The organism is Micromonospora sp. CA-248260, assembly GCF_050942205.1.
GTDB classification, from domain to species: domain Bacteria; phylum Actinomycetota; class Actinomycetes; order Mycobacteriales; family Micromonosporaceae; genus Micromonospora; species Micromonospora antibiotica.
The window spans coordinates 4672486-4692354 of record NZ_CP192021.1 but is presented as its reverse complement, the minus strand read 5'-3'; the positions used below and the strand labels follow the sequence as shown (position 1 = coordinate 4692354).

Genomic DNA, 19869 nt, shown 5'->3' with positions numbered 1-19869 from the left:
CCACAGCAGCAGGGACTTGACGAACGTCGTACGTCATACGAATATAGGCATCGATATATACCTGCCCGCGTCCCGTCCGGAGGGCTGAGATGACACCGGGCCGGTCGACGTCTGCGGCCGCCGCTTCGACCGCCGTCCGTGTTGACGTCGGCGCTTCGGTGACGCCTTCACGTCCAGCCGGGTGTGGCTCAAGTAGCGGTCGCCGGCTTGACACCCGAGCCGGACGGCAGCTTCCCCGTAAGGAGTCGACTCTGTGTCACCTCGTAAACGCTCGGCCCCCTGGATAGGGGCGATCCTGGCCGCCCTGGTCCTGGTCACCGTCGGCGCGTACGTCCTCACCGACGCCCCACCGGCCTCGGCGGCCACCACTGCCGGCTGCGGTAAGGCCCCGGGACTGAACAGCGGCACCCACACCATCCAGAGCGGCGGCAAGAGCCGCAGCTTCATCCTTCGGCTCCCCGACAGCTACGACAACACCTACCCGCACCGGCTGGCCTTCGGCTACCACTGGCTGGGTGGCACCGCGAGTGCCGTCGCCTCGGGCGGAACCGACGGCTACGCCTGGGCCTACTACGGCATGCTGTCGCAGTCGAACAACACCACGATCTTCGTCGCCCCCCAGGGCATCAACAACGGCTGGGCCAACACCAACGGCGAGGACGTCACCTTCACCGACGACATGATCCGCGTGATCGAGAACGCGCTCTGCGTCGACACCACGCAACGCTTCTCGGTCGGGTTCAGCTACGGCGGCGCGATGAGCTACTCGTTGGCGTGTTCGCGGCCGACGGTGTTCCGCGCGGTCGCGGCCATCGCCGCCCCCGGCGAGATCAGTGGTTGCAGCGGTGGGACCCAGCCCGTGGCGTACCTGGGAATTCACGGCATCAACGACAACATTCAAAGCGGCCGGTCACTACGCGACAGGTGGCTCAGAAACAACGGTTGCGCTGCGCAGAACGCCCCCGAGCCCGCGCGGGGCAGCCTGACCCACATCATCACCACCTACTCGTGTCGGGCCGGCTACCCGGTGGCCTGGGCCCCGTTCGACGGCGGCCACCAGCAGGGCCCGGTGGACGGATGTGCCGGCTGTGAGAGCGGCGCGCGAAGCTGGGTCAAGCCTGAGGTGTGGCGGTTCTTCACCCAGTTCGGGTCGACCCCGCCGCCGACCACCACGCCGCCGACCACGCCGCCGGCCGGCCAGGCGAACGTGATGATCGCGGGCGGCCAGTCGAGCCGTTGCATCGACGTCGCCAACTCCAGCACGAGCAACGGCGCCCGGGTGCAGCTGTGGGACTGCCACGGCAACAGCAACCAGCGCTGGACCCACACCGCCAACCGAACCCTGACCGTCTACGGCAACAAGTGCCTGGACGCCAGCGGATCGGGCACCAGCAACGGCACCGTCGTCCAGATCTGGGACTGCAACGGCGGCGCGAACCAGCAGTGGAACCGGAACAGCAACGGGACCATCACCTCCGTCCAGTCGGGACTCTGCCTGGACGCCGTCGGCAACGGCACCGCCAACGGGACGCAACTCAACCTGTGGGCGTGCCACGGAGGCGGCAACCAGCAATGGGCTACCCGTAGCTGACGGTCCGACAACCCCGTACCACCATGGCACGGCGGTGAGGCGGGGTGGCGGCCAGTTCCTTCGGCCGCCACCCCGCCGGGCCGGGATTACAACTGTTCTTCGCCCTGCACCTTGGAAACAGGCGAGCGTCGATCCGCTTGTCCCAGAAGAGATTGGACTGGGCATCGGCGCGGACTGCCCGCTCATGGTCGCGGTCATCCGCCTCGGACCACGGAACCCCGGCAAACAACTCGACGACACCGTCACCCTTCTGGGCGCGGACTGGAACTCTGCGGTGTCGACTCCCACTACGACCCCGAACCCGACTGGTCAGCCTGTCCCCGGGCGGATGATGCAACTCAGCGGATTTTACGACGCCGCACCCACACTCTGCGTGTCCTGGAAGCCCGGCGGACACCATGGCGGCTGCCAGGCGCGAGGACCTCCTGGGGGCGATGTGGCCATGGTGAACTCCCATCAAAAGGGCGGGGGCCGGCGCGCTGGGCAACGGGGTGCTGGGACAGGAGGGGTATCGAGAGAGGTGCGCGTCCGCGCGGGTGCTTCCGCCGCTCGTCAGCGACGGCCGGTGCGGGCCTCGGGTGACGTGCCCCGTGGGTGGACGGATCGACGCTGATCAGGGCTGGGTGGAGGGGACTTCGCTGCCGGCGGGCTGATCATGCGGGCCACCGTGGGCATGGGGGGTCGCTCGGCGGCCGCGTACCGGGATCGGTCGGGGCGGTGGTGGTGCCGTCGAGGCGCGGACGACGAGCTCGACCGGTTGGTCGGCCGCCGGTGGAAGCTCGACGTCCGGTTTCTCGATGACGTTTACCAGCCGAGCGAGGCCCTGCTGCGCGACCTCGTCGAATGGCTGCCGCAGGGTGGTGAGCGGGGGAGTGACGTAGGCGGCGACCGGGATGTCGTCGAACCCGACGACGCTGATGTCCTCGGGCACCCGGCGCCCGGCCTCGAGCTGCGCGCGGATGAGACCGATCGCCATGTCGTCGTTCGCGGCGAACACCGCGGTCACGGTGCCGTCGCCGACCAGTTCCCGGCCCGCCGCGTAGCCGGACGCGGCCGACCAGTCGCCCTCGACGACCGGCGGCTCGTCCGCGCCGCAGGCTCGCAACGCCTCGCGCCAGCCGGCGAGACGGTCCCGTGCCGAATACCACCGCTGCGGGCCGGCCAGGTGATGGACGGTCGCGTGCCCCAACTCCAGCAGGTGCTCGGTCGCGGCTCGCGCGAGCCGGCCCGCGCCGACCCTGGCGGTCACCACCTGCGGCGCGGTGAAGGTGGGCGGCGCGCCGAGGACCAGGACCGGCACGTCCACGCTGATGAGGCCGACGCCCTCGTCGATCGGCTCGGAGATGACGACGCCGTCCACGCCCTGGTCCAGCAGCGATGCCAGGGCGCTCGCGATGCCGCCCGGGTCGCCCTCGATCGTGGTGGCCACCCGCAGCGTGTAGCCCACCTTCCGGACCGCCCGCTCGATGCCGATGAGCCACGATGCCGGCCCGTACAAGGCGCTGCCGAGCGTCACCACGCCGATCGACCGGGTCCGCCCGGAGGCCAGCGCCCGGGCCGCCTGGTTGCGCCGGTAGCCGAGCTCCTCGGCGGCGTCCAGGACCCGCCGGCGCACGTCGGCTGAGACATACGGCTCGTCGTTGAGGACCCGGGACACCGTCTTCTGGGAGACGCCGGCCAGCCGCGCGACGTCCACGCTGCGCGGCGTCGGAGGGCTTCCACCCGGCCTTGCCAGTCGCGTCATGGCACCTCCCATCGCCGGCCATAGTTATGTATGATTGCGCTGTCATGTCTGCGCAGTCATACACTCGCCATCAAGATCCCGTAGCCCGCCTGTGATGCTGGCGAGGCACGTTCCTTGCCAACACTCTAATCCCAGTTTCGAATCGAACAGGCCGGGCCGGGGTGCCCGCCGACTTCTCCGAGGACCGCAGTGCTGTCCACGCCTTCGACGTGTCACGCGGCCTGGCATCGGAGAGTCGAATCGATTCGCCATTCGTCGACGCCGCATCGGTGAGCTGGCGACACGGAATGCCTGATCGCGATGCCCTAGCGCTCCGGAAGGGGCGTACTCACCGGCGGTTGTTTGAAGTCTGCGAGGCGCAGGGAGCAGGAAGTAACCGTCGTGAAACCTTGACTTCACGCTCGATAGGTCCATTAATACATATCTATGTATCCGGGCCGTAGCCACCCTTCCCGGGGTGGTCGGCGACGCCGGCAGATTCGTCGAATCGATTCGAGTTTCGGCCTTGAGGCTGCGCCCTGAACCGGTGTTGCGGAGCTGGCGGATGAGTCACAGGAGGTTGCCGTGCATCGTACGAAAGCCCATTGGGGTGGCCGATTGTCGGCGTCGGCCAGAGGGCTTGCCGCGACCGTGGCGCTCGGCCTGACCCTGACGCTGGGCGGGCTGCCCCTGGCGACCCCCCGGTCGGCCCTGGCCGCGCCGGGCGCGATGGGGGCTGTGGCCGCCGCCGGTGTTGACGGTGTGGCAGCCGGGAACGCCGCGATCGCCTCGGTCGACCTAAGCGGGACCTGGGGCTTCACGCCCGCGGGCCGGGCGGCGACCACGATCGCGGTGCCCGGTGGCGGCTGGTACAAACAGGGCTTCACCACCGTGAACGAGGCGGTGTACTCGCGCAGCATCACCGTGCCGGACTCGGGGCAGCCCCAGTCGACCTGGATCGAGTTCGGCGCGGTCAACCACCAGGCGACACTGTCGGTCGACGGCCGCGTGGTCGCCACCCAGACGACGGCGTTCACCCCGTCGAACTTCGACATCAGCGCCTACGCGGCGCCCGGCACCACCCACACGATCACGGTGAACGTGAAGGGCCGCGGCGCGTTGAAGGCATCCAACGGCCGGTACCTGGTGCCCGACGCCGCCACGTGGTCCGAGGCGGTACCGCAGGGGATCTTCGGGTCCGCGTTCCTGCGGGTCTACCCGGCGGTATACGTCAGCGACACATTCGTGCGTACGTCGGTGGCGAACAAGACACTGACCTACGACGTGACGGTGCGCAACACGTCGGGCAGTTCCCGGTCGGTGACGTTGACCGGGTCGCTGTCGTCCAAGAACGGAACGGCTTTCAGCTACCCGGAACTGCCCAGCCGTACGGTCACCGTGGCGGCCCGCTCGACCGTGACAGTGCCCGTCGGGCCGGTCGCGTGGAACCTCGACAGCACCTCGTACTGGTGGCCCAACGTGCCGTACCGGTCGGGGTACCGGGCGCAGCTGCACGGGCTGGCGGTGCATGCCGTCGCCGACGACGGCCGGACGAGCGACGCCGAGTACCGGTTCGGGTTCCGGGAGGCCACCCAGAACGGTGACTACTACTACCTCAACGGCGTGCGCGTCAACTTCCGCGGCGACAACCTCCAGGGTGCCGACTACGACCGGATCAACAACGGCGGCAAGGGCGACGCGTACCACACCCTGCCCGGCTTCCTGCCCCCGTCGTCCGGCAACGGCGGTTGGCCGCAGGCGGTGGACAACTACCAGCGGCTGAACTACAACGTGGTGCGCATCCACCAGGAGCCCGGGAGCCCGTACATGTTGGATGTCGCCGACGAGATGGGCCTGATGATCATCGACGAGGTCGCGATTCGCGGCTCCCAATCCTCGCAGGAGTGGAAGGAGTCCGTCGGGCACGACAACATGGTCAACCACGCCCGTGCGCTGGTCCTGCGCGACCGCAACCACCCCGCGATCATCCGCTGGAGTCAGAACAACGAGCCGAACCAAAGTGGCCAGGATTCCGAACAGTTCGAGAAGGAGCTGTACGCGGCGATGAATGGCGCCGACGGAACCCGGCCGATCATCGCCGAGGTGGGCGTCGGCGGGAATGTCAGCCTGTATCCCGGGATGACGTACGCCAACTTCGCGGTGATCCCGCACTACGTCGACGGCTTCGGCAGGTACGGGGAGGGCCTGATCACCGTGAATGGGCGGCCCGACGGCGAGGGCGAGTACATCTGGCCGGCATGCAACAACAAGCAGGGCTTCGAGTGGTTCGCCACGGCAACCCTGGCCAAGCGCGGCAAGGGCGCCACCGACCTGCGTCCGTACACGCTGCTGTCGGCCTGGGCAAGCGTGGTGCCCGGCGTGCGGAGCACCGACTTCACCCCGGAGGAGGGTGGTCACCCCATCTACGGCGTGGACAACCTGCCCGACCCGTGGAGCAACCCGCAGATCCAGCGCGTGCAGGCGGCGTTCAACCCGGTGGCCGCGGTCGACCTCCCCTTCTGGTCGGCCTCCGGCAATTCGGACTCGAACGGCACCTTCCCGTTGCCGCAGGCGGTACCCAGCTATGCCCGTAACGCCACGGTGACCCGCAACATCACCGTGTTCAACGACGACTTCGTCGACACGTCGGTGGGCTTCACCTGGACGGCGCGGCTCGACAGCCCGACCGGTGCGGTCGTCGCGTCCGGCAGCACGACCCTGACCGTCCCGCTCGGCTCACGGGTCACCCAGCCGGTGTCCTTCACCACCCCCGCCACCGGCAGCCGCGTGTACCTGCAACTGTCGACCACGAAGTCCGGCAGCACCGTCTTCACCGACGCGGTCGAGTACTTCAACCTCAGCGGAGGCAGCGGAACCGGACCCACTCCCGGCACCTACCGCATCGTCAACCGTAACAGCGGCAAACCCCTCGCCATCGCCGGCAACTCCACCGCCGACGGCGCCAAGACCGTCCAGCAGAGCGGCACCCCCACCTGGACGATCAGCACCACGCAGGACGCCTACACCCTGCGCTACACCGCCTCCGGAAAGGTGCTCGACGTCAACGGCGGCAGCACCACGCAGGGCCTGCAACTGCAGCAGTGGTCGGCCAACGGCGGCACCAACCAGATGTGGTACCTGCGGCCCACCGGTGACGGCTACTACACCATCGTCAGCCGCGGCAACGGACTGGCAGCCGACGTCTACGGCGCCTCGACCAGCGACGGAGCGCAGGTCGTGCAGTGGTCGGCCAACGGCGGTACCAACCAGCAGTGGCAGTTCGCACCCGCCTGACAGAGAACAGAGGCGGATGTCAAGCCTGACCGCCGGTAACGGACTGCCGATCGTCGCGCCGACTCGGGTGCACGCTTTGTGCACCCGAGTCGGCCACGATCCGACGCGGTGGGCCCCGAGCTGGGCTGGCGGTTGATCATCCACGCGGCGTCTCACGGGGTGCTCTGGCGCGATGGACGGGGCCGGCGCGCGATGGATCAGCCCGGACGCCGTCCCGCTGAAGCTGGGGCCCGATCGCGAACAGATGGACTCACGCGACTCCGCTGGACCAGGCGATTCGACCAAGATCAACCTCTTGATCCGCGGGTTCGGGGTTAGTCCTTGTCGCTCCGCTGCGCGAAGCGGCCCTAATCGGGAGGAAGTAGGTCTACTTCCGAGTTAGAGTCCATGGCCGTTCGAGCCGACGGACCTCGCCTGCGTCGTCTACACCTCCGGCTCGACCGGTCGCCCCAAGGGCGTGGCCCTGTCCCACCAGGGCATCACGGCTCTCGTCTGCGACGTCGACGAGCTCCAGGTCCGTCCGGACGACGTGGTGGCCCAGGCGACACCGCTGACCTTCGACGCCTCGCTGTTCGACGTCTTCGGCGCGCTGTTGAACGGCGCCGCGCTCGCCCTTGCGCCACCTGGACCGGAGACCCTGGACGAACTATGCGCGCTCTTCTCGGCCACCGGCGTCACCGTGCTCCAGTTGACCCCGGGGCTGTTCCGCCGGCTCGAACCACGCCATCTGGTGGACCTCGGCGGTCTGCGGCTGCTGCTGTCCGGTGGGGACATCATGTCGGTCCGGGCGGCGCGCGACTTCCTCACCGAGGTGCCCAACTGCACCTTGCTCAACATCTACGGACCCACCGAGAACACCCAGCTGACCAGCGTGCACCGCGTCACGGCCGTCGACACGACCCGCGCCGTGCCGATCGGACGCCCACTGCCGAACACCACGGTCGACATCGTCGACCCGGCCGGCCAACCGGTGCCGATCGGTGTCCCCGGCGAGTTGTACGCCGGCGGCCTGGGCGTCGCCAACGGCTATCTCAACCTGGCGGAGATGAACGCCGAACGGTTCGTGGCGGACCCCCGTCGCGCCGGCGCCCGCCGGTACCGGACCGGTGATCGGGCGCGCTGGCGTCACGACGGCACACTGGAGTTCCTGGGCCGGCTCGACGATCAGGTGAAGATCCGAGGATTCCGGGTCGAGCCGGCCGAGGTGCACGCCGCGCTGGTCACCGACGAGCGGATAGCCGACGCGGCGGTGACCGTGGTCCGCAACGACGATGGCGACCGCCAACTGGTCGCCTACTTGGTGGCCGCGACGGACGACCTGGACGTCCGTCAGATCCGGGGCCGGCTCGAGGAGACCCTGCCGCGCTACCTGCAGCCGGCGTTCCTGGTGCCCGTTCCCGGCCTCCCGCTGACCCGGCACGGAAAGGTGGATTTCGCCCGGCTGCCGGACCCGCGTGTCGGATTCGAGCCGACCGTCGACGAGTACGTGGCTCCGACGACGGATCTGGAGCGACAGCTCGCGGCCATCTGGTGCCAGGTCCTCAAGGCCGATCGGGTGGGCATCGACGACGACTTCTTCGAGTTGGGCGGCGACTCGATCATCAGCATCCAGATCGTCGCCCGGGCACGGCGTGCCGGTGTGCGGGTGTCGCCACGGGACATCCTCGACGCCCGGACGATCCGCCGGCTGGCCGCGCAAGGAGTCGGCAAACAGTTGGAAGCCGTACCGGAGGTCGCCGCGGTGACCGGCGAGCCCTTCCGGCTCAGCCCGATCCAGCGATGGTTCCTGGAACAACCGCTGCCGGCCCGTGAGCACTTCAACATGTCGCAGCTGTTCGAGCTGGACGCGCACGTCGACCTGGATCTGCTGCGCCAGGCACTGGCCGCCCTGGTGGAGCACCACGACGCACTGCGGCTGCGACTGGTGGGCCCGCCGGACGCCCCGGCCCAACAGTACGGCGACGAGACGGCCGTCGACCTGGTCCGCCTCGACCTGTCGGGCCGCCCGGAAGCGGAGCAGTGGGGGCGACTGGAACAGCACGCCGCCCGGCTGCAACACCAGATGCAGGCAGCCATGTCGAGCGCCTCATCGCTCGGCCTGACCGTCCGCAATGGTGCCGTCCTGCACAACTCGAACGCGCTCACCCTGAGGCTGGAGCCCTGCGCCGTGCTCGCCCGGGTCGCGCCGGCAGCGAACCAGTGTGCCCAGCTTGAAGTGGATGTTGCTCGGCGGTTGGCCGAGGTCGGGAGTCCGGTGGCCGCGCTGGAGTCGCTCGAGGTGTTTATCCGGGGTGACTACGTGGTCACCTTCTGGATCTACTACGAACCGGCGACTACTCAGTCACTGTCGAACGCGGAGTATGTCGGCGCGCTCGAACGTCTGCATGCCGGGATGCGTAAGGTCGACCTGCCCGTCCCGCATTTCACGGACCGGGTTTCTGCGGCGCAGACGCTCGTGGCCGACCATGCCCGAACGCCGGAACTGGTTGACTCGGATCGGGTCTTCCTCGCCAGCACGTTGGACCGTATGCGGCGCGCGGTCAGCGAGAGGGGCCGACCCGAGCAGCTTCTGCACGGTGAACCCCACCCAGGCAACCTGCTCTCGACCCGGACCGGCCCGCTCTTCATCGACTTCGAGACCTGTTGCCGGGGGCCGGTCGAGTTCGACCTGGCCTACGCACCCGACGACGTCGGTGACAACTACCCGGGCGTCGATCGCCGGCTGCTCCGAGATTGCCGGATCCTCATGCTGGCGATGATCACCACGTGGCGCTGGGATCGCGGGGACCAGTTTCCCGACGGCCATCGGCTCGGCGTTGAGTGGCTGAGCGAACTCCGGCACGCAGTGGCTCAGTCTGGATAGGTAAGTCGACCCGTCCTCGAAGGCGCAGCCCGGCCCCGCCCGCGTGGGCCGCGCGCGGCCCACGCTGCGGCTATGGCGGACTCTCGGTCGAGGCTCCGATGGTCGGCCGGAACTACTACCGGGTCGGTGTTCGGCTCCGTGACGGCGGGTCGCTGAGCATCCTCTTCAACGCGGCAGCCAACCTGGTCGCCGGGGCTCAGCGGCATGATCCCGGTCACCTACCACCAGCCGCAACGGCTCGGTGACCTGCTGTTCAACTGGTTCGACGGAGGGCGCCTCGCGCGCCCTCCGCGGCAAATCCGTTAGCCGCCAGGGCCGCAGGGCCATGCGTAGTCGTGCACGCGCGTGACGGAATCGTAGTGACCGCCTGTCGCCCGGCGTGCGAAGCCTAACGATCACGGGGAACGGGGCGGCATGCCGAATTGGTCAAGGGCGGCCTCGACGACACGTCGAATGAACGCGGCGTCGAGAGGCTCCCGGGAGAACCAGCGGCGGTAGAACAGGGGGCCGGCGATGAGGGCGGTGACGTCGTCCTGCCTGCAATCCGTGGTGAGCTCGCCCCGGGCCCGCGCGCGTTCGGCGACCACGCCGAACGGAGCCAGCAACCGAGCATGCAGGTCCGCCTGAAGGCCGGCCAACTCGGGCTCACGCTCAGCGGCATCGATGATGGAGGGCAGGACCGTCGCCCACCGGGCGCTGCGTAGCTGCTCGGCCAGTTCCTCGGCCAGTGCGGCGAGATCCCCGCCGAGGCTACCCGTATCGGGGACCGGGGGCGCCGACCCGATCGTCGAGCATGCCTCGACCAGCAGTGCGGCCCGCGACGGCCAATGGCGGTAGATCGTGGTCTTGGACACGCCGGAACGCCGTGACACCTCGTCGATACTGACGCCACCCATCCCACCTGACGACAGCAACTCGTATGTCTGGGCGAGCACGGCCGCCTTGGATCGCTGGACTCGGACGTCGACGAAGTCCTCGGATCGGGCCACGTTGTGATCTCCGCATCTCTGCACACCGAAGAAACAGTACGGTACAGTACCGTACTGTTTCGGGGAGCCGGACGGTCCGGCCCCTGGAAGCAGCGGGAGAACGCCATGAAGCTCGCCTCGATCCGTCTCGTCACCGACGACCTGCCCGCCCTGACCGCTTTCTACTCCGCGCTCACGAACACCGAGCCGGTGACCCCCTTCGGGCCCGGTGACTACGCCGAACTGCACACCGCGGGCAGCATCATTGCGCTGGCCGCCGGCGCTGCGGTCAAGCGTTACAACAACGGCGCGGCCGAGGCCGCCGCCAACCGGTCCGCGATCCTCGAATTCGAGGTCGACGACGTCGACGCCGAACGCGCCCGCCTGGGCGAGCAGGTCACCGACTGGGTTCAGGAACCCACCACCCAGCCGTGGGGCTACCGGTCGATGCTCTTTCGCGACCCCGACGGCAACCTCATCAACCTCTACTCCACCGGCCACTGAACGGCACCGGGCAGATGAAGATCAGCGGCAACACCAGCTTCATCGCGGGCGCCACCTCCGGCATCGGACTCGGCCTCGCCGTGCGGCTCCGGCAACGGGGCAACACGGTCCTCGTCGGTGGCCGCTGAGCAGACCGGCTCGCCGACATCCGCACCGAGCGCCCCGACATCGACACCGTGCTCATCGACACGACCGACCCCGGCTCCATCACCGCCGCCGCAGACGAGATGCTCGGCCGGCACCCGGCCTCAACGGCTTCGTCGCCATGGCCGGCCGAGCCGGGTAGAGAAGCGGTTCGTCACCGCGGTGACCTCGATGAACCGCGTCGTCGTCCGGTCCCGACTCGGGGGTCGGATCGGGCACCTGACGCCCGAGCGGCGACCCGCTACGGTGGCGTGGTGCCTACCGACATCCATGGGCCCCGATGAGCGGGGGCCTCGCCGTCGCCGTACGCGAGCTGCGGCACCTGCCGGCGGTCTGGCGGGCACCGCACCGTGCCCCCGAACGTACCCGTGCGCTGGCGTTGGAGGGTGTCAACGCGCTGCTGCGACACTGTCGTGAGCGGGTGCCGGCCTTCGCCGACTATCCGGCCGGGCCACTGGCGAGCCTGGACGAGCTGGCCGGGCTGCCCATCCTGACCAAACGCGCCGTGCTCGACGCGGGCGCGGAGTCCTTTCACACCCGGGGACTCGCCGCCGGGGCCTACCGGACGGACGTCACCAGCGGTACCACCGGAACGCGGCTGCACATCCGCCACGACGTCGACGCGTACGGCTATCACGGCGCGACCGTACTGCGGCGCTTCCTGCTGTCGGGCTACCGTCCGTGGTGGCGGATCGCGCACATCAAGCCGTTCCCCCGGCCGGTGCGCTGGTTCCAGCGACTGGGCCTGTTCCCGCGGGTGGTGGTGCCGGCCGGCCAGTCCGACGCGGCGATGGCACGGGCGGTCCTCGCCGTCCGACCCCAACTGATCATGGGCTATCCGGTGGTCCTGCGGGGTCTGCTGCGCGCCCTCGACCCCGGTGACCTGGCCCGGCTACGACGCGGTCTCAAGCTGGTGATGACCGACTCGGAGCTGTTGACCGACGAGGTCGCCGCGCTGTTCACCGAGCGGTTCGGGGTGCCGGTGTACGACGAGTACTCGGCGTACGAGGTGCTGACGGTGTCGAGTGGCTGCGCGGCGGGCGCGATGCACGTCGACGAGGACCGGGTGTGGCTGGAGATAGTGGACGAGGCGGGCACGCCGGTCCCCGAGGGGGTCACCGGTTCGGTGGTGGTGACGCACTTCCGTGAGCGCGCCATGCCGTTGCCGCGCTACCAGTTGGGTGACCGGGCGTACGTCCTGCCGGCGGGTTGCCCGTGCGGTAGCCGGTTCCGCCGGATGCGGCTGGTCGACGGGCGCACCAACGACTTCGTCACGCTGCCCGGCGGCCGACGCGTGTACAGCGGCGTCTTCCTCGCGTTGGCGATGCACACGCCCGGCGTGGCGGAGTGCATGATCCGGCAGGACGAGACCGGCCAGGTCACGGTGCACCTGGTGCCCGAGGCTCCCGGCGAGGCGGCCTTCGCCGCCGCGTGCGTCGCGTTCGAGCAGGCCCTGGGCGAGGCGGTGGACGCCCCCGTCGTACCGCGGTTCGTGCGGGCGGAGCGGATCGCGCTGACACCGGGCGGCAAGGGCCGCTTCGTCGAGTCGGCCTACCGGCCGGGGGTCACCGGGCCCCGCGCGGAAAGGGGATGAGCACGGCCCACTGGCGGATCATCTCGTGGCCGAGACGGCGCTTCTCCACGAGGCTGCCCTGACCACTGAGGAAGCCACGGCGGCCGGTGTCGATGCACCAGCGGGCCAGTTCGAGGTTGTTGTGGTACCACAGGTCCCGACGGCCGCCCTCGGCCACCGAGAACGCGCCCCAGCCGGCCGAGAGCGGCAGATCCGGATGGTCGAAGATCACGTTGAGGGCGATGAGCCGGTCGCCGTCGCGGTAGCCGTTGAGGTGGACGCCGGGCGTGGTGAGCTGTGCGGCGGCCATGGCCGGGGACATGAACCGTTTGGGCAGCCACCACCTGTCGTGGTGGCGGTTCACGACGCTCGCGATCAGCTCGCACAGCTGTGCCGGCTGGACCGGGACCGGCTCCCCCCGCAGCGTGCTCGCCACGTGCAGGTCCGACGCGGCGACCCCGGCCAGGATCCGGCGCAGGTCGTAGCGTCGGCCCCGGCCCAGCGACCGCAGGTAGTCCTCCAGCGAGGCGAACCGGTTGGGGAACCACGCGATGGGGCCGCCCTCCCGGACGATCGCCGGTCGGGTCAGCAGCGCGGGCAGGGACTCGGCGGACACCTGACGGAACATCAGGCCGCGTACCCGCCCGCCGTGGGCCTCCCGCAGCGCGGAGCGGAGCGCGCCGATGGTGTCGGTCAGCGCGGCCCCGTCGGCCCCGGCGGCGAGCGTGACGCCCGGCAGTGCGCTGGAGGAGAGGCTGTCGACGTCGACGATTCCGGCCAACGGGACCGTGGAGCGGCCCGTCCGTAGCCCGTGGAAGCGACCGGTGACCAGCCCGACGACGTCGGATCCATGCCGGACCGTTGCGGCGATGACCGTCCGTCGGCTCGCCGCTGCCCGGACGAGCGGCCAGGACCACGCCGCCATCAGGTGTTCCTTGGCCATGAAGGCGTCCCAGCCCGCAGGGGCGTCGGCTACGTGGGGATCGTGCAGCGTGACCGTGAGCCCGTCGTTCATGCCCGACCCGCCTTCATATCCGCCGACCATACCGTCCGTCGGCCAGGGCACCCGATGCCGTCTCGTCCTTGGCGCGGCGGCCGGGCCCGGCCAAGCGGTGGCGCGGCGGCCGGGTTCGACCAAGCGGTGGCACGGCGGCCGGCCGGCCGGCGGGTGAGGGTGTGGACCCCGGATACGCGCGCGACCCATTACCATCCGGCGATGGGTTGCGTGCGGGTGATCGGGGCGGGGCTGGCCGGCGCGACCGTCGCTCATCTCCTGCACGTGGCGGGTCGTACCGTCGAGGTCGTCGAGGGTGATCCCACCTGGGGCGGCCAGCTCCGCACGGCCTCGGCCGCGGGCATTCTCTACGAGCCGGCCGGCGCGCACATCTTCCACACCGCCGACGCCGAGGTGTGGCGGCTGGTGACGGGGCTGGTCCGCTTCCTGCCGTACCGGCACACCGTGCGCACCGAGGCGTTCGACCGCGAACTGAGCTGGCCGCCCCAGCTGTCGGAGCTGCGTACCCTGCCCCGGTGGCCGCAGATCGCGCGCGAGCTGGCCGCCCGCCCGGCCCGGCCCGACCCCGCCAACTTCGAGTCCTGGTCGGTGGGTCTGTTGGGGGAGACGCTGTACCGCGAGCTGATCGAGGGGTACACCCGCAAGCAGTGGGGCGAGGATCCCCGGAACCTTGCGGCCGGGTGGGCGCCCAAGCGTATCGAGCTGCGCGACGACGGTTACACCGATCTGTTCCGTGACCCTCACCAGGGCTGGCCGGAGGGTGGTTACCCGCGGCTGGTCGACGCGCTGCTGCGGGACGTACCGGTGGTCATGGGCCGTCGGGTCACCGTCGACGACTGGGACGAGGTGTGCGCGGGCGCGGACGCGGTCGTGGTCACCTGCGCACTCGACGAGTTCTTCGCCGAGCACCTGGGCCGGCTGCCCTGGCGTGGGGTGCGGCTGGTCAACCACTACCTGCCGGGGGTGGAGCACATGCTGACCTGCGGGGTGGTGAACACCCCGAGCCCGCTCAAGGCGCACACCCGGGCCATCGAGACGAAGTGGATGAGCGGCCAGACCGGGCCGGGCACCGTGGTCAGCTACGAGTATCCGGGTGCGCCCGCGCGCCACTACCCGATCGACGACGTGCAGGGGGCCAACCGGGCGCTGGCCCGCCGCTACCTTGAGGAGTTGGCGGGGTTGCCCGGCCCGCCCCGCTACGTGGCCGGACGGCTGGCCACGTACACCTACATCGACATGGACCAGGTCGTCCGTCAGGCGCTCAACACCGCCCGCCGGATCCTCGGCGAGGTCTAGGGCGCGGCGGGCGGGCGTTCGGCCGGGGTGGGTGTCGCCGCCCAGCCGTCGAAGCGGGCCGCCCACCGGTCCAGCGGCAGCGCCAGGATCACCGCCGCGAGCAGCAGGTGGACCGCGCAGAACACGATCGCGACCGTCGCGGTGGGCGGACCACCGACGAACACCGTGATGTGTGACGCCCAGTGCAGCACCCGTGGTCTCGGGCCGTCCCAGTCGTTGGTGTAGTAGAACGACAGGTCGTTGAGGCCGGAGATCAGGACCAGGATCGCGGCCAGGCCCGCCCGCAGCACCCGGCCCGCCGACGCACCACCGAGCCGGTACGCGAAGAGCACGGCGAGCACCGTGAACGCGTTCAGGAAGATCGTCCACTGGTACAACCGGGGAAACGCCGCGTCCTGGTCGGCGGCTTCGGCGTAGCCGAAGATGTGGTCGACGTTGAGGGTGTCCACCACTGCCATGTAGCCGACGAACAGCACCCCCAGCAGTGCCAGGCCGAGCCCCGGGCGCTGGGGGAAGTAGGCGACCGCGAGCACCGCGCACAGCAGCGGCGCGGTCTTGAGCAGCACCTCGCCCAGGTGGTCGATGGTGCGGTCCGGCGGCAGCACCAGCATGATCAGCGCGGCGAGGCCGCCGCCCACCGTCGCCGGCAGCAGCCACCACCAGCGGCGGATCACTTCTGGGTCCAGAAGGGGCCGAGGGCCAGGGCGTCCATACCGGTACGCAGGTAGCACCGCACGGCGTCGGCCGGCGTCCGCACGATCGGCTCCTCGTTGTCGTTGAACGACGTGTTGACCACCATCGGCACTCCGGTGAGTTCGTCGAACCGGGTGATGAGCCGGTGGTAGAGCGGGTTGTCGGTGGCCGAGACGGTCTGCACACGGGCCGTCCCGTCGACGTGGGTGATCGCCGGCACCCGCTCGCGTTGGTGCTCCAGGACGTCGAAGACCAGCAGCATCACCGGTGACGGGTAGTCGGAGGCGAAGTACTCCCCGGAGCGCTCGGCCAGGCAGGAGGGCGCGAACGGCCGGAACGGCTCACGGTGCTTGACCTTCTCGTTGAGCCGGTCCTTGGTGTCCCTGCCGCGCGGGTCGGCCAGGATCGACCGGTTGCCCAGCGCCCGCGGCCCGCACTCCATGCGCCCCTGGAACCAGCCGACGATTTTGCTGTCGGCCAGGGCCCGCGCGGTCGTCTCGGTGATGTCGTCGGTGCGCTCGTAGGGCAGACCCGCATCCGCCAGCGCCTTCTCCATCTCCGCCTCGGTGTACTGAGCCCCGAGGAAGATGTAGCCGCCGGTGGGCCGGGGCTGGCCGAGGCTCGCGCCGACCTGCAACGCCGCGCCGAGTGCCGAACCGTCGTCGGCCGCGGCGGGCTGGGCGAAGAAGTCCTCGAACGGGGTCTCCAGCAGGATCCGCCCGTTCATGACGCTGTTGAGCGCCACCCCGCCTGCGGTGACCAGGCGGGTCTCACCGGTGTGCCGCTGTAGCCAGCGGGCGACGTGCAGGCCCGCCTCCTCCAGGGTGGTCTGTAGGCCGTACGCGATGTCGGCGTAGTACTGGGGCACCTCGTCACGGCTACGCGGGCGCGGTGGGCCGAAGCGTTCCAGGAACTTGGCCGACATCTGGTGCTTGCCCGTGGCGTGGTGGCGGAACCAGCTCAGGTCGAGCTCGTAGTGCCCGTCGGGCAGCAGCCGGACCAGTTCCCGCATCGCCTCGACGTGGGTCGGCTCGCCGTAGGCCGCCAGCCCCATCACCTTTCCCTCGTCGCGGGTGGGGTGGAAGCCGAGGTAGCTGGTGACGCAGGCGTACAGGGCGCCCAGTGAGTGCGGGAAGCGCACCCGGCGCACGTCGCGGATCCGGTCGCCCTCGCCGACGGCGAGGTAGGTCGACGTGCCGTCGCTGCCGATGCCGTCCCAGGTGATGATCGCCGCGTGGTCCCACGGCGACAGGAGGTACCCGCTGGCCGCGTGGGACAGGTGGTGGTCGACCAGGTGCACCTTGAAGCGCACCGGCCCGGTGTGGCCGACCGCCTCGCACAGGATCTTCTTCATCGTGTACGACCGGCGCAGGTGCAGCAGGAGCGCGCCGCCGACGTGGTAGTCGTCGGAGTGCGACTGCACGCCTCCGGAACGGATCGTGGCGGCGATCCCCGACGCCTTGCCGCCGTAGCTGCCCGCGTCGTTGCGCAGCACCGCAAGCGTCGCCGGCAGGTGCGTGACGAAGTGCTTGAGCGCGTGCGTGACCTCCTTGCGGGCCTGCCAGAAGTAGGCGACGTGGTCCACCTCGGCCAGGGTGATGCCGGCCGTCGCCAGGCACTCGCGGATGGCCCGCGCCGGGAACGTCCCGTCGTGCTTCACGCGGGAGACCCGCTCCTCCTCCACGAAGGCCACGATGCGGCCGTCGTGCACCAGCCCGGCTGCCGAGTCGTGATGCTGGTTGATGCCCAGCACGTACATGCGATTCTCCGATCCCCATCGACTGGATGCTTGAGCTTGCCGCGTAACGGCGGCTTCGACAACATTTGCCGGGCTGTCATTTTCCTATTCGGAGGGCATATCTACTGAGATACCTGAATTCGGGCAGGGGGTATGGGGAATCGAAGCATACCGCTATTGTGGGGGTCGTTTGCGCGCCGGCTTCACCTGTGCCGGTGCCACTGGTGGCGCGACGATGTGCCGGAAAGGCGGCCGTATTGCCGGGTATCGACCAAGGCGGCGACGGGTTCGCTCTGACCGTCGTCGTGCCATGTCTGAACGAGGCGGACAATATCGACGCGGTCCACGGGGAAATTGTCGCCGAGTTGTCCGGATACGCCGGCCTGGAGATCCTGTTCATCGACGACGGCAGCACCGACACCACCCTGGAACGGTTCCGTGCACTGGCGGAAAAGGACCACGCGGTGTCCTACCTGTCCTTCACCCGCAACTTCGGGCTGGAGGCGGCGTTCTCGGCGGGCTACCGTTATGCCCGCCACCCCTGGATCCTGCACCTGGACGCCGACCTCCAGTTTCCGCCCGCCGAGGCGCACAAGCTGATCGAACGGGCCCGCGAGGGCTACGACGCGGTCTTCGGCATCCGGGTGGACCGGCAGGACCGCCTGCTGCGTCGGGCCGCGTCCGGGCTGCACGATCTGATCGCCCGGCGGCTGCTGCGCATCGAGATCCCCGCCGGTGGCACCAGCTTCCGGCTGCTGCGCACCGACGTCGCCCGCCGGGTCGTGGACCTGCGCCTGGCCACGCCCTACTTCATGGCGACCCTGCCCCGGCTGACCGGTGCCTGGACGACCGTCCCCACCGCGCACCGCGCCCGTCGCAGCGGCGAGGCGAAGGTGACCGTACGCGGTCTGGCCCGGCACGCCGTGGAGCTGTTCATGTCCCACTCTCCGCGCCCGGTCGTCGCGGCCGGGCAGGTCAGCCTCGTCGCCGCCGCACTGGCGCTGGCCGGCGCGCTCTGCGCCCTACTGCCCGGCCGCCTGCCCGCCGCCGCGGCCCTGCTCGGGCTGGCGCTGGCCGCCGGCCTGGCCAGCCTGGCCGTCGTCGCCCGGTACCTGCTGCACATCGCCCGGCCGCCGGGCCGACTGCCGCAGTTCCTGATCCGCGAGGCCAACATCACGACCGCCGCCGAGGACACGCTCGCGCCGCCCCCGGCGCGGCCGGCCCGCGCACCGCTACCCCTGCCGGAACACGCGGCATGAGAACCCTGGCCGTGCTCGGCGGCGCGGACGGGGCCATCACCACCCTCGCCACGGCGGCACGCCTCGGACTGCACACCATCTGCATCGACGCGCGTACCGACGCCCCCGCGATCTCCTACGCCGCGGAGTTCCTCAATCTGAGCACCCGTGAAGTGCCCGTGGTCGCCGCCGCGCTCGCCGCGCGCGACGACGTCGTCGGCGTCGTCTCTCCCGCCAGTGACGTCAACCTGCCCGCCCAGTACCAGTTGTCGGAGCTGCTCGGCCTCCCCAACGGGCTCTCCCCGCAGGCCCTGCGCGCCTCCGTCGACAAGGGGTACTTCCGCGCGGTCTGCGACCGGCTGGGCCAACCCGGACCCAGGTTCGTGCAGGACAGGCCCGAGGCCGTGGTGAGCGGCTGCGGGGACCTGCGCTACCCGGTGATCGTGAAACCGACCGACTCCAGCGGCGGACGCGGCATCAGCCTGTGCGCGTCACCCGCCGAGGTGCCCGCCGCCGTGGACGCCGCCGCCGCGTACTCCGCCGCGGGCATCGTGATCGTCGAGGAGTTCCTCGACGGCGAGCACTACGCGGTGGAGGCCGTGGTCGCCGACGGCGAGATCGTGCTCTTCGGGCTCGGCGCACGTACCCTCACCGAGCCGCCGCACTTCGTCACCCTCGAACACGTCATGCCCGGAGCGGACGCGGACCTCGTCGCCCGCTGCCGGGCCACCACCGAGGAGATCGTCGCCGCGCTCGGCTACCGGTGGGGGTCGCTCAACGCCGACCTGCTCGTCGACCGCGACAACCGGGTGATCGTCATCGAACTGGGGGCGCGCCTGGGCGGCAACGGGTCGGCCGAGCTGCTCGGTCTCGTGCACGGCGTCGACGTCACCGCCGCGTACGTGGCGATGGCCGTCGGCGAGCGGCCCGACCTGACCCCCGGTCCGCCGTCCTGCGCGGCAATGCGGGTGCTGCGCGCCGCCCAGCCGGGCAAGCTGGTCGCCGTCCGTGGCGACGACACGGTACGGGCACTGCCCGGCCTGGTCGACTTCATCCTCGCGGTGAGTCCGGGCGACCACGTCGAGCCGTACCACCGGGCGGGCGCGAAGCTCGGCTACCTGCTGGCGACCGCCCCCGACCACGACCAGCTGCGCGCCACCCTGGCCGTCGTCGACGCCCACCTGCGGTTCGACGTACAGCCGCAAGAGCGGCCGTGAGCGGTCCCGACC

13 protein-coding genes and 1 pseudogene are annotated in these 19869 nt (G+C 70.1%); 9 read left to right on the top strand and 5 right to left on the bottom strand.

From position 1 onward, the window contains the following. Positions 1-253 precede the first annotated feature (253 nt). Positions 254-1591, top strand: a complete 1338-nt coding sequence (locus tag ACQP2H_RS20180; RefSeq protein WP_357537510.1) for a ricin-type beta-trefoil lectin domain protein — start codon at positions 254-256, stop codon at positions 1589-1591. Positions 1592-2204: 613 nt separating this feature from the next. Here ACQP2H_RS20180 and ACQP2H_RS20175 read toward each other — a convergent pair. Next, on the bottom strand, positions 2205-3335 hold the full coding sequence (locus ACQP2H_RS20175; RefSeq protein ID WP_357537508.1) for a LacI family DNA-binding transcriptional regulator: 1131 nt from the start codon (positions 3333-3335) through the stop codon (positions 2205-2207). A 564-nt stretch (positions 3336-3899) separates the two neighbouring features. Between ACQP2H_RS20175 and ACQP2H_RS20170 the strand changes: the two genes are divergently transcribed. The 3 genes and pseudogenes from ACQP2H_RS20170 (at position 3900) to ACQP2H_RS20160 (ending at position 9471) form a co-directional block, all read left to right on the top strand. After that, positions 3900-6608, top strand: coding sequence for an RICIN domain-containing protein (locus tag ACQP2H_RS20170; protein WP_433228488.1), 2709 nt, complete (start codon positions 3900-3902; stop codon positions 6606-6608). Positions 6609-7062: 454 nt separating this feature from the next. Beyond that, positions 7063-7581 (top strand): annotated as a pseudogene (locus ACQP2H_RS20165) (AMP-binding protein); the annotation flags it as partial. Positions 7582-7653: 72 nt separating this feature from the next. Then, positions 7654-9471 (top strand): phosphotransferase family protein, encoded by a 1818-nt coding sequence (locus ACQP2H_RS20160; RefSeq protein WP_374197569.1) that lies wholly within the window; start codon positions 7654-7656, stop codon positions 9469-9471. Positions 9472-9866: 395 nt separating this feature from the next. On the opposite strand, the gene ACQP2H_RS20155 is transcribed toward ACQP2H_RS20160, so the two are convergent. Continuing rightward, positions 9867-10460 carry a TetR/AcrR family transcriptional regulator gene (locus ACQP2H_RS20155; RefSeq protein ID WP_219463473.1) on the bottom strand — a complete coding sequence of 198 codons (594 nt, stop codon included), beginning with the start codon at positions 10458-10460 and terminating at the stop codon, positions 9867-9869. A gap of 105 nt (positions 10461-10565) precedes the next feature. On the opposite strand from ACQP2H_RS20155, the gene ACQP2H_RS20150 reads away from it, so the two are divergent. Further along, positions 10566-10943 (top strand): VOC family protein, encoded by a 378-nt coding sequence (locus ACQP2H_RS20150; RefSeq protein WP_219463470.1) that lies wholly within the window; start codon positions 10566-10568, stop codon positions 10941-10943. 424 nt (positions 10944-11367) lie between these two features. Beyond that, positions 11368-12681 (top strand): phenylacetate--CoA ligase family protein, encoded by a 1314-nt coding sequence (locus ACQP2H_RS20145; RefSeq protein ID WP_433228486.1) that lies wholly within the window; start codon positions 11368-11370, stop codon positions 12679-12681. Here the strand turns inward: ACQP2H_RS20145 and ACQP2H_RS20140 are convergent. Then, positions 12653-13675, bottom strand: coding sequence for a hypothetical protein (locus ACQP2H_RS20140; protein WP_433228485.1), 1023 nt, complete (start codon positions 13673-13675; stop codon positions 12653-12655). The genes ACQP2H_RS20145 and ACQP2H_RS20140 overlap by 29 nt on opposite strands. A gap of 201 nt (positions 13676-13876) precedes the next feature. Between ACQP2H_RS20140 and ACQP2H_RS20135 the strand changes: the two genes are divergently transcribed. After that, entirely contained in the window at positions 13877-14971 is a 1095-nt protein-coding gene (locus tag ACQP2H_RS20135; protein ID WP_363821951.1) for a UDP-galactopyranose mutase, read from the top strand. Here the strand turns inward: ACQP2H_RS20135 and ACQP2H_RS20130 are convergent. Both ACQP2H_RS20130 and ACQP2H_RS20125 read right to left on the bottom strand, forming a co-directional pair. Next, positions 14968-15645: a hypothetical protein gene (locus ACQP2H_RS20130; protein ID WP_433228482.1), complete on the bottom strand. Its 678-nt coding sequence runs from the start codon at positions 15643-15645 to the stop codon at positions 14968-14970. The genes ACQP2H_RS20135 and ACQP2H_RS20130 overlap by 4 nt on opposite strands. After that, entirely contained in the window at positions 15642-17423 is a 1782-nt protein-coding gene (locus tag ACQP2H_RS20125) for a carbamoyltransferase family protein (protein WP_219463461.1), read from the bottom strand. The genes ACQP2H_RS20130 and ACQP2H_RS20125 overlap by 4 nt, the downstream gene beginning before the upstream one ends. Positions 17424-17581: 158 nt before the next feature. On the opposite strand from ACQP2H_RS20125, the gene ACQP2H_RS20120 reads away from it, so the two are divergent. Together ACQP2H_RS20120 and ACQP2H_RS20115 are read left to right on the top strand one after the other, a co-directional pair. After that, positions 17582-18661 carry a glycosyltransferase family 2 protein gene (locus ACQP2H_RS20120; protein ID WP_433228480.1) on the top strand — a complete coding sequence of 360 codons (1080 nt, stop codon included), beginning with the start codon at positions 17582-17584 and terminating at the stop codon, positions 18659-18661. After that, positions 18658-19857 (top strand): ATP-grasp domain-containing protein, encoded by a 1200-nt coding sequence (locus ACQP2H_RS20115; protein WP_433228479.1) that lies wholly within the window; start codon positions 18658-18660, stop codon positions 19855-19857. Before ACQP2H_RS20120 ends, ACQP2H_RS20115 begins: the two co-directional genes overlap by 4 nt. Positions 19858-19869: the final 12 nt, after the last annotated feature.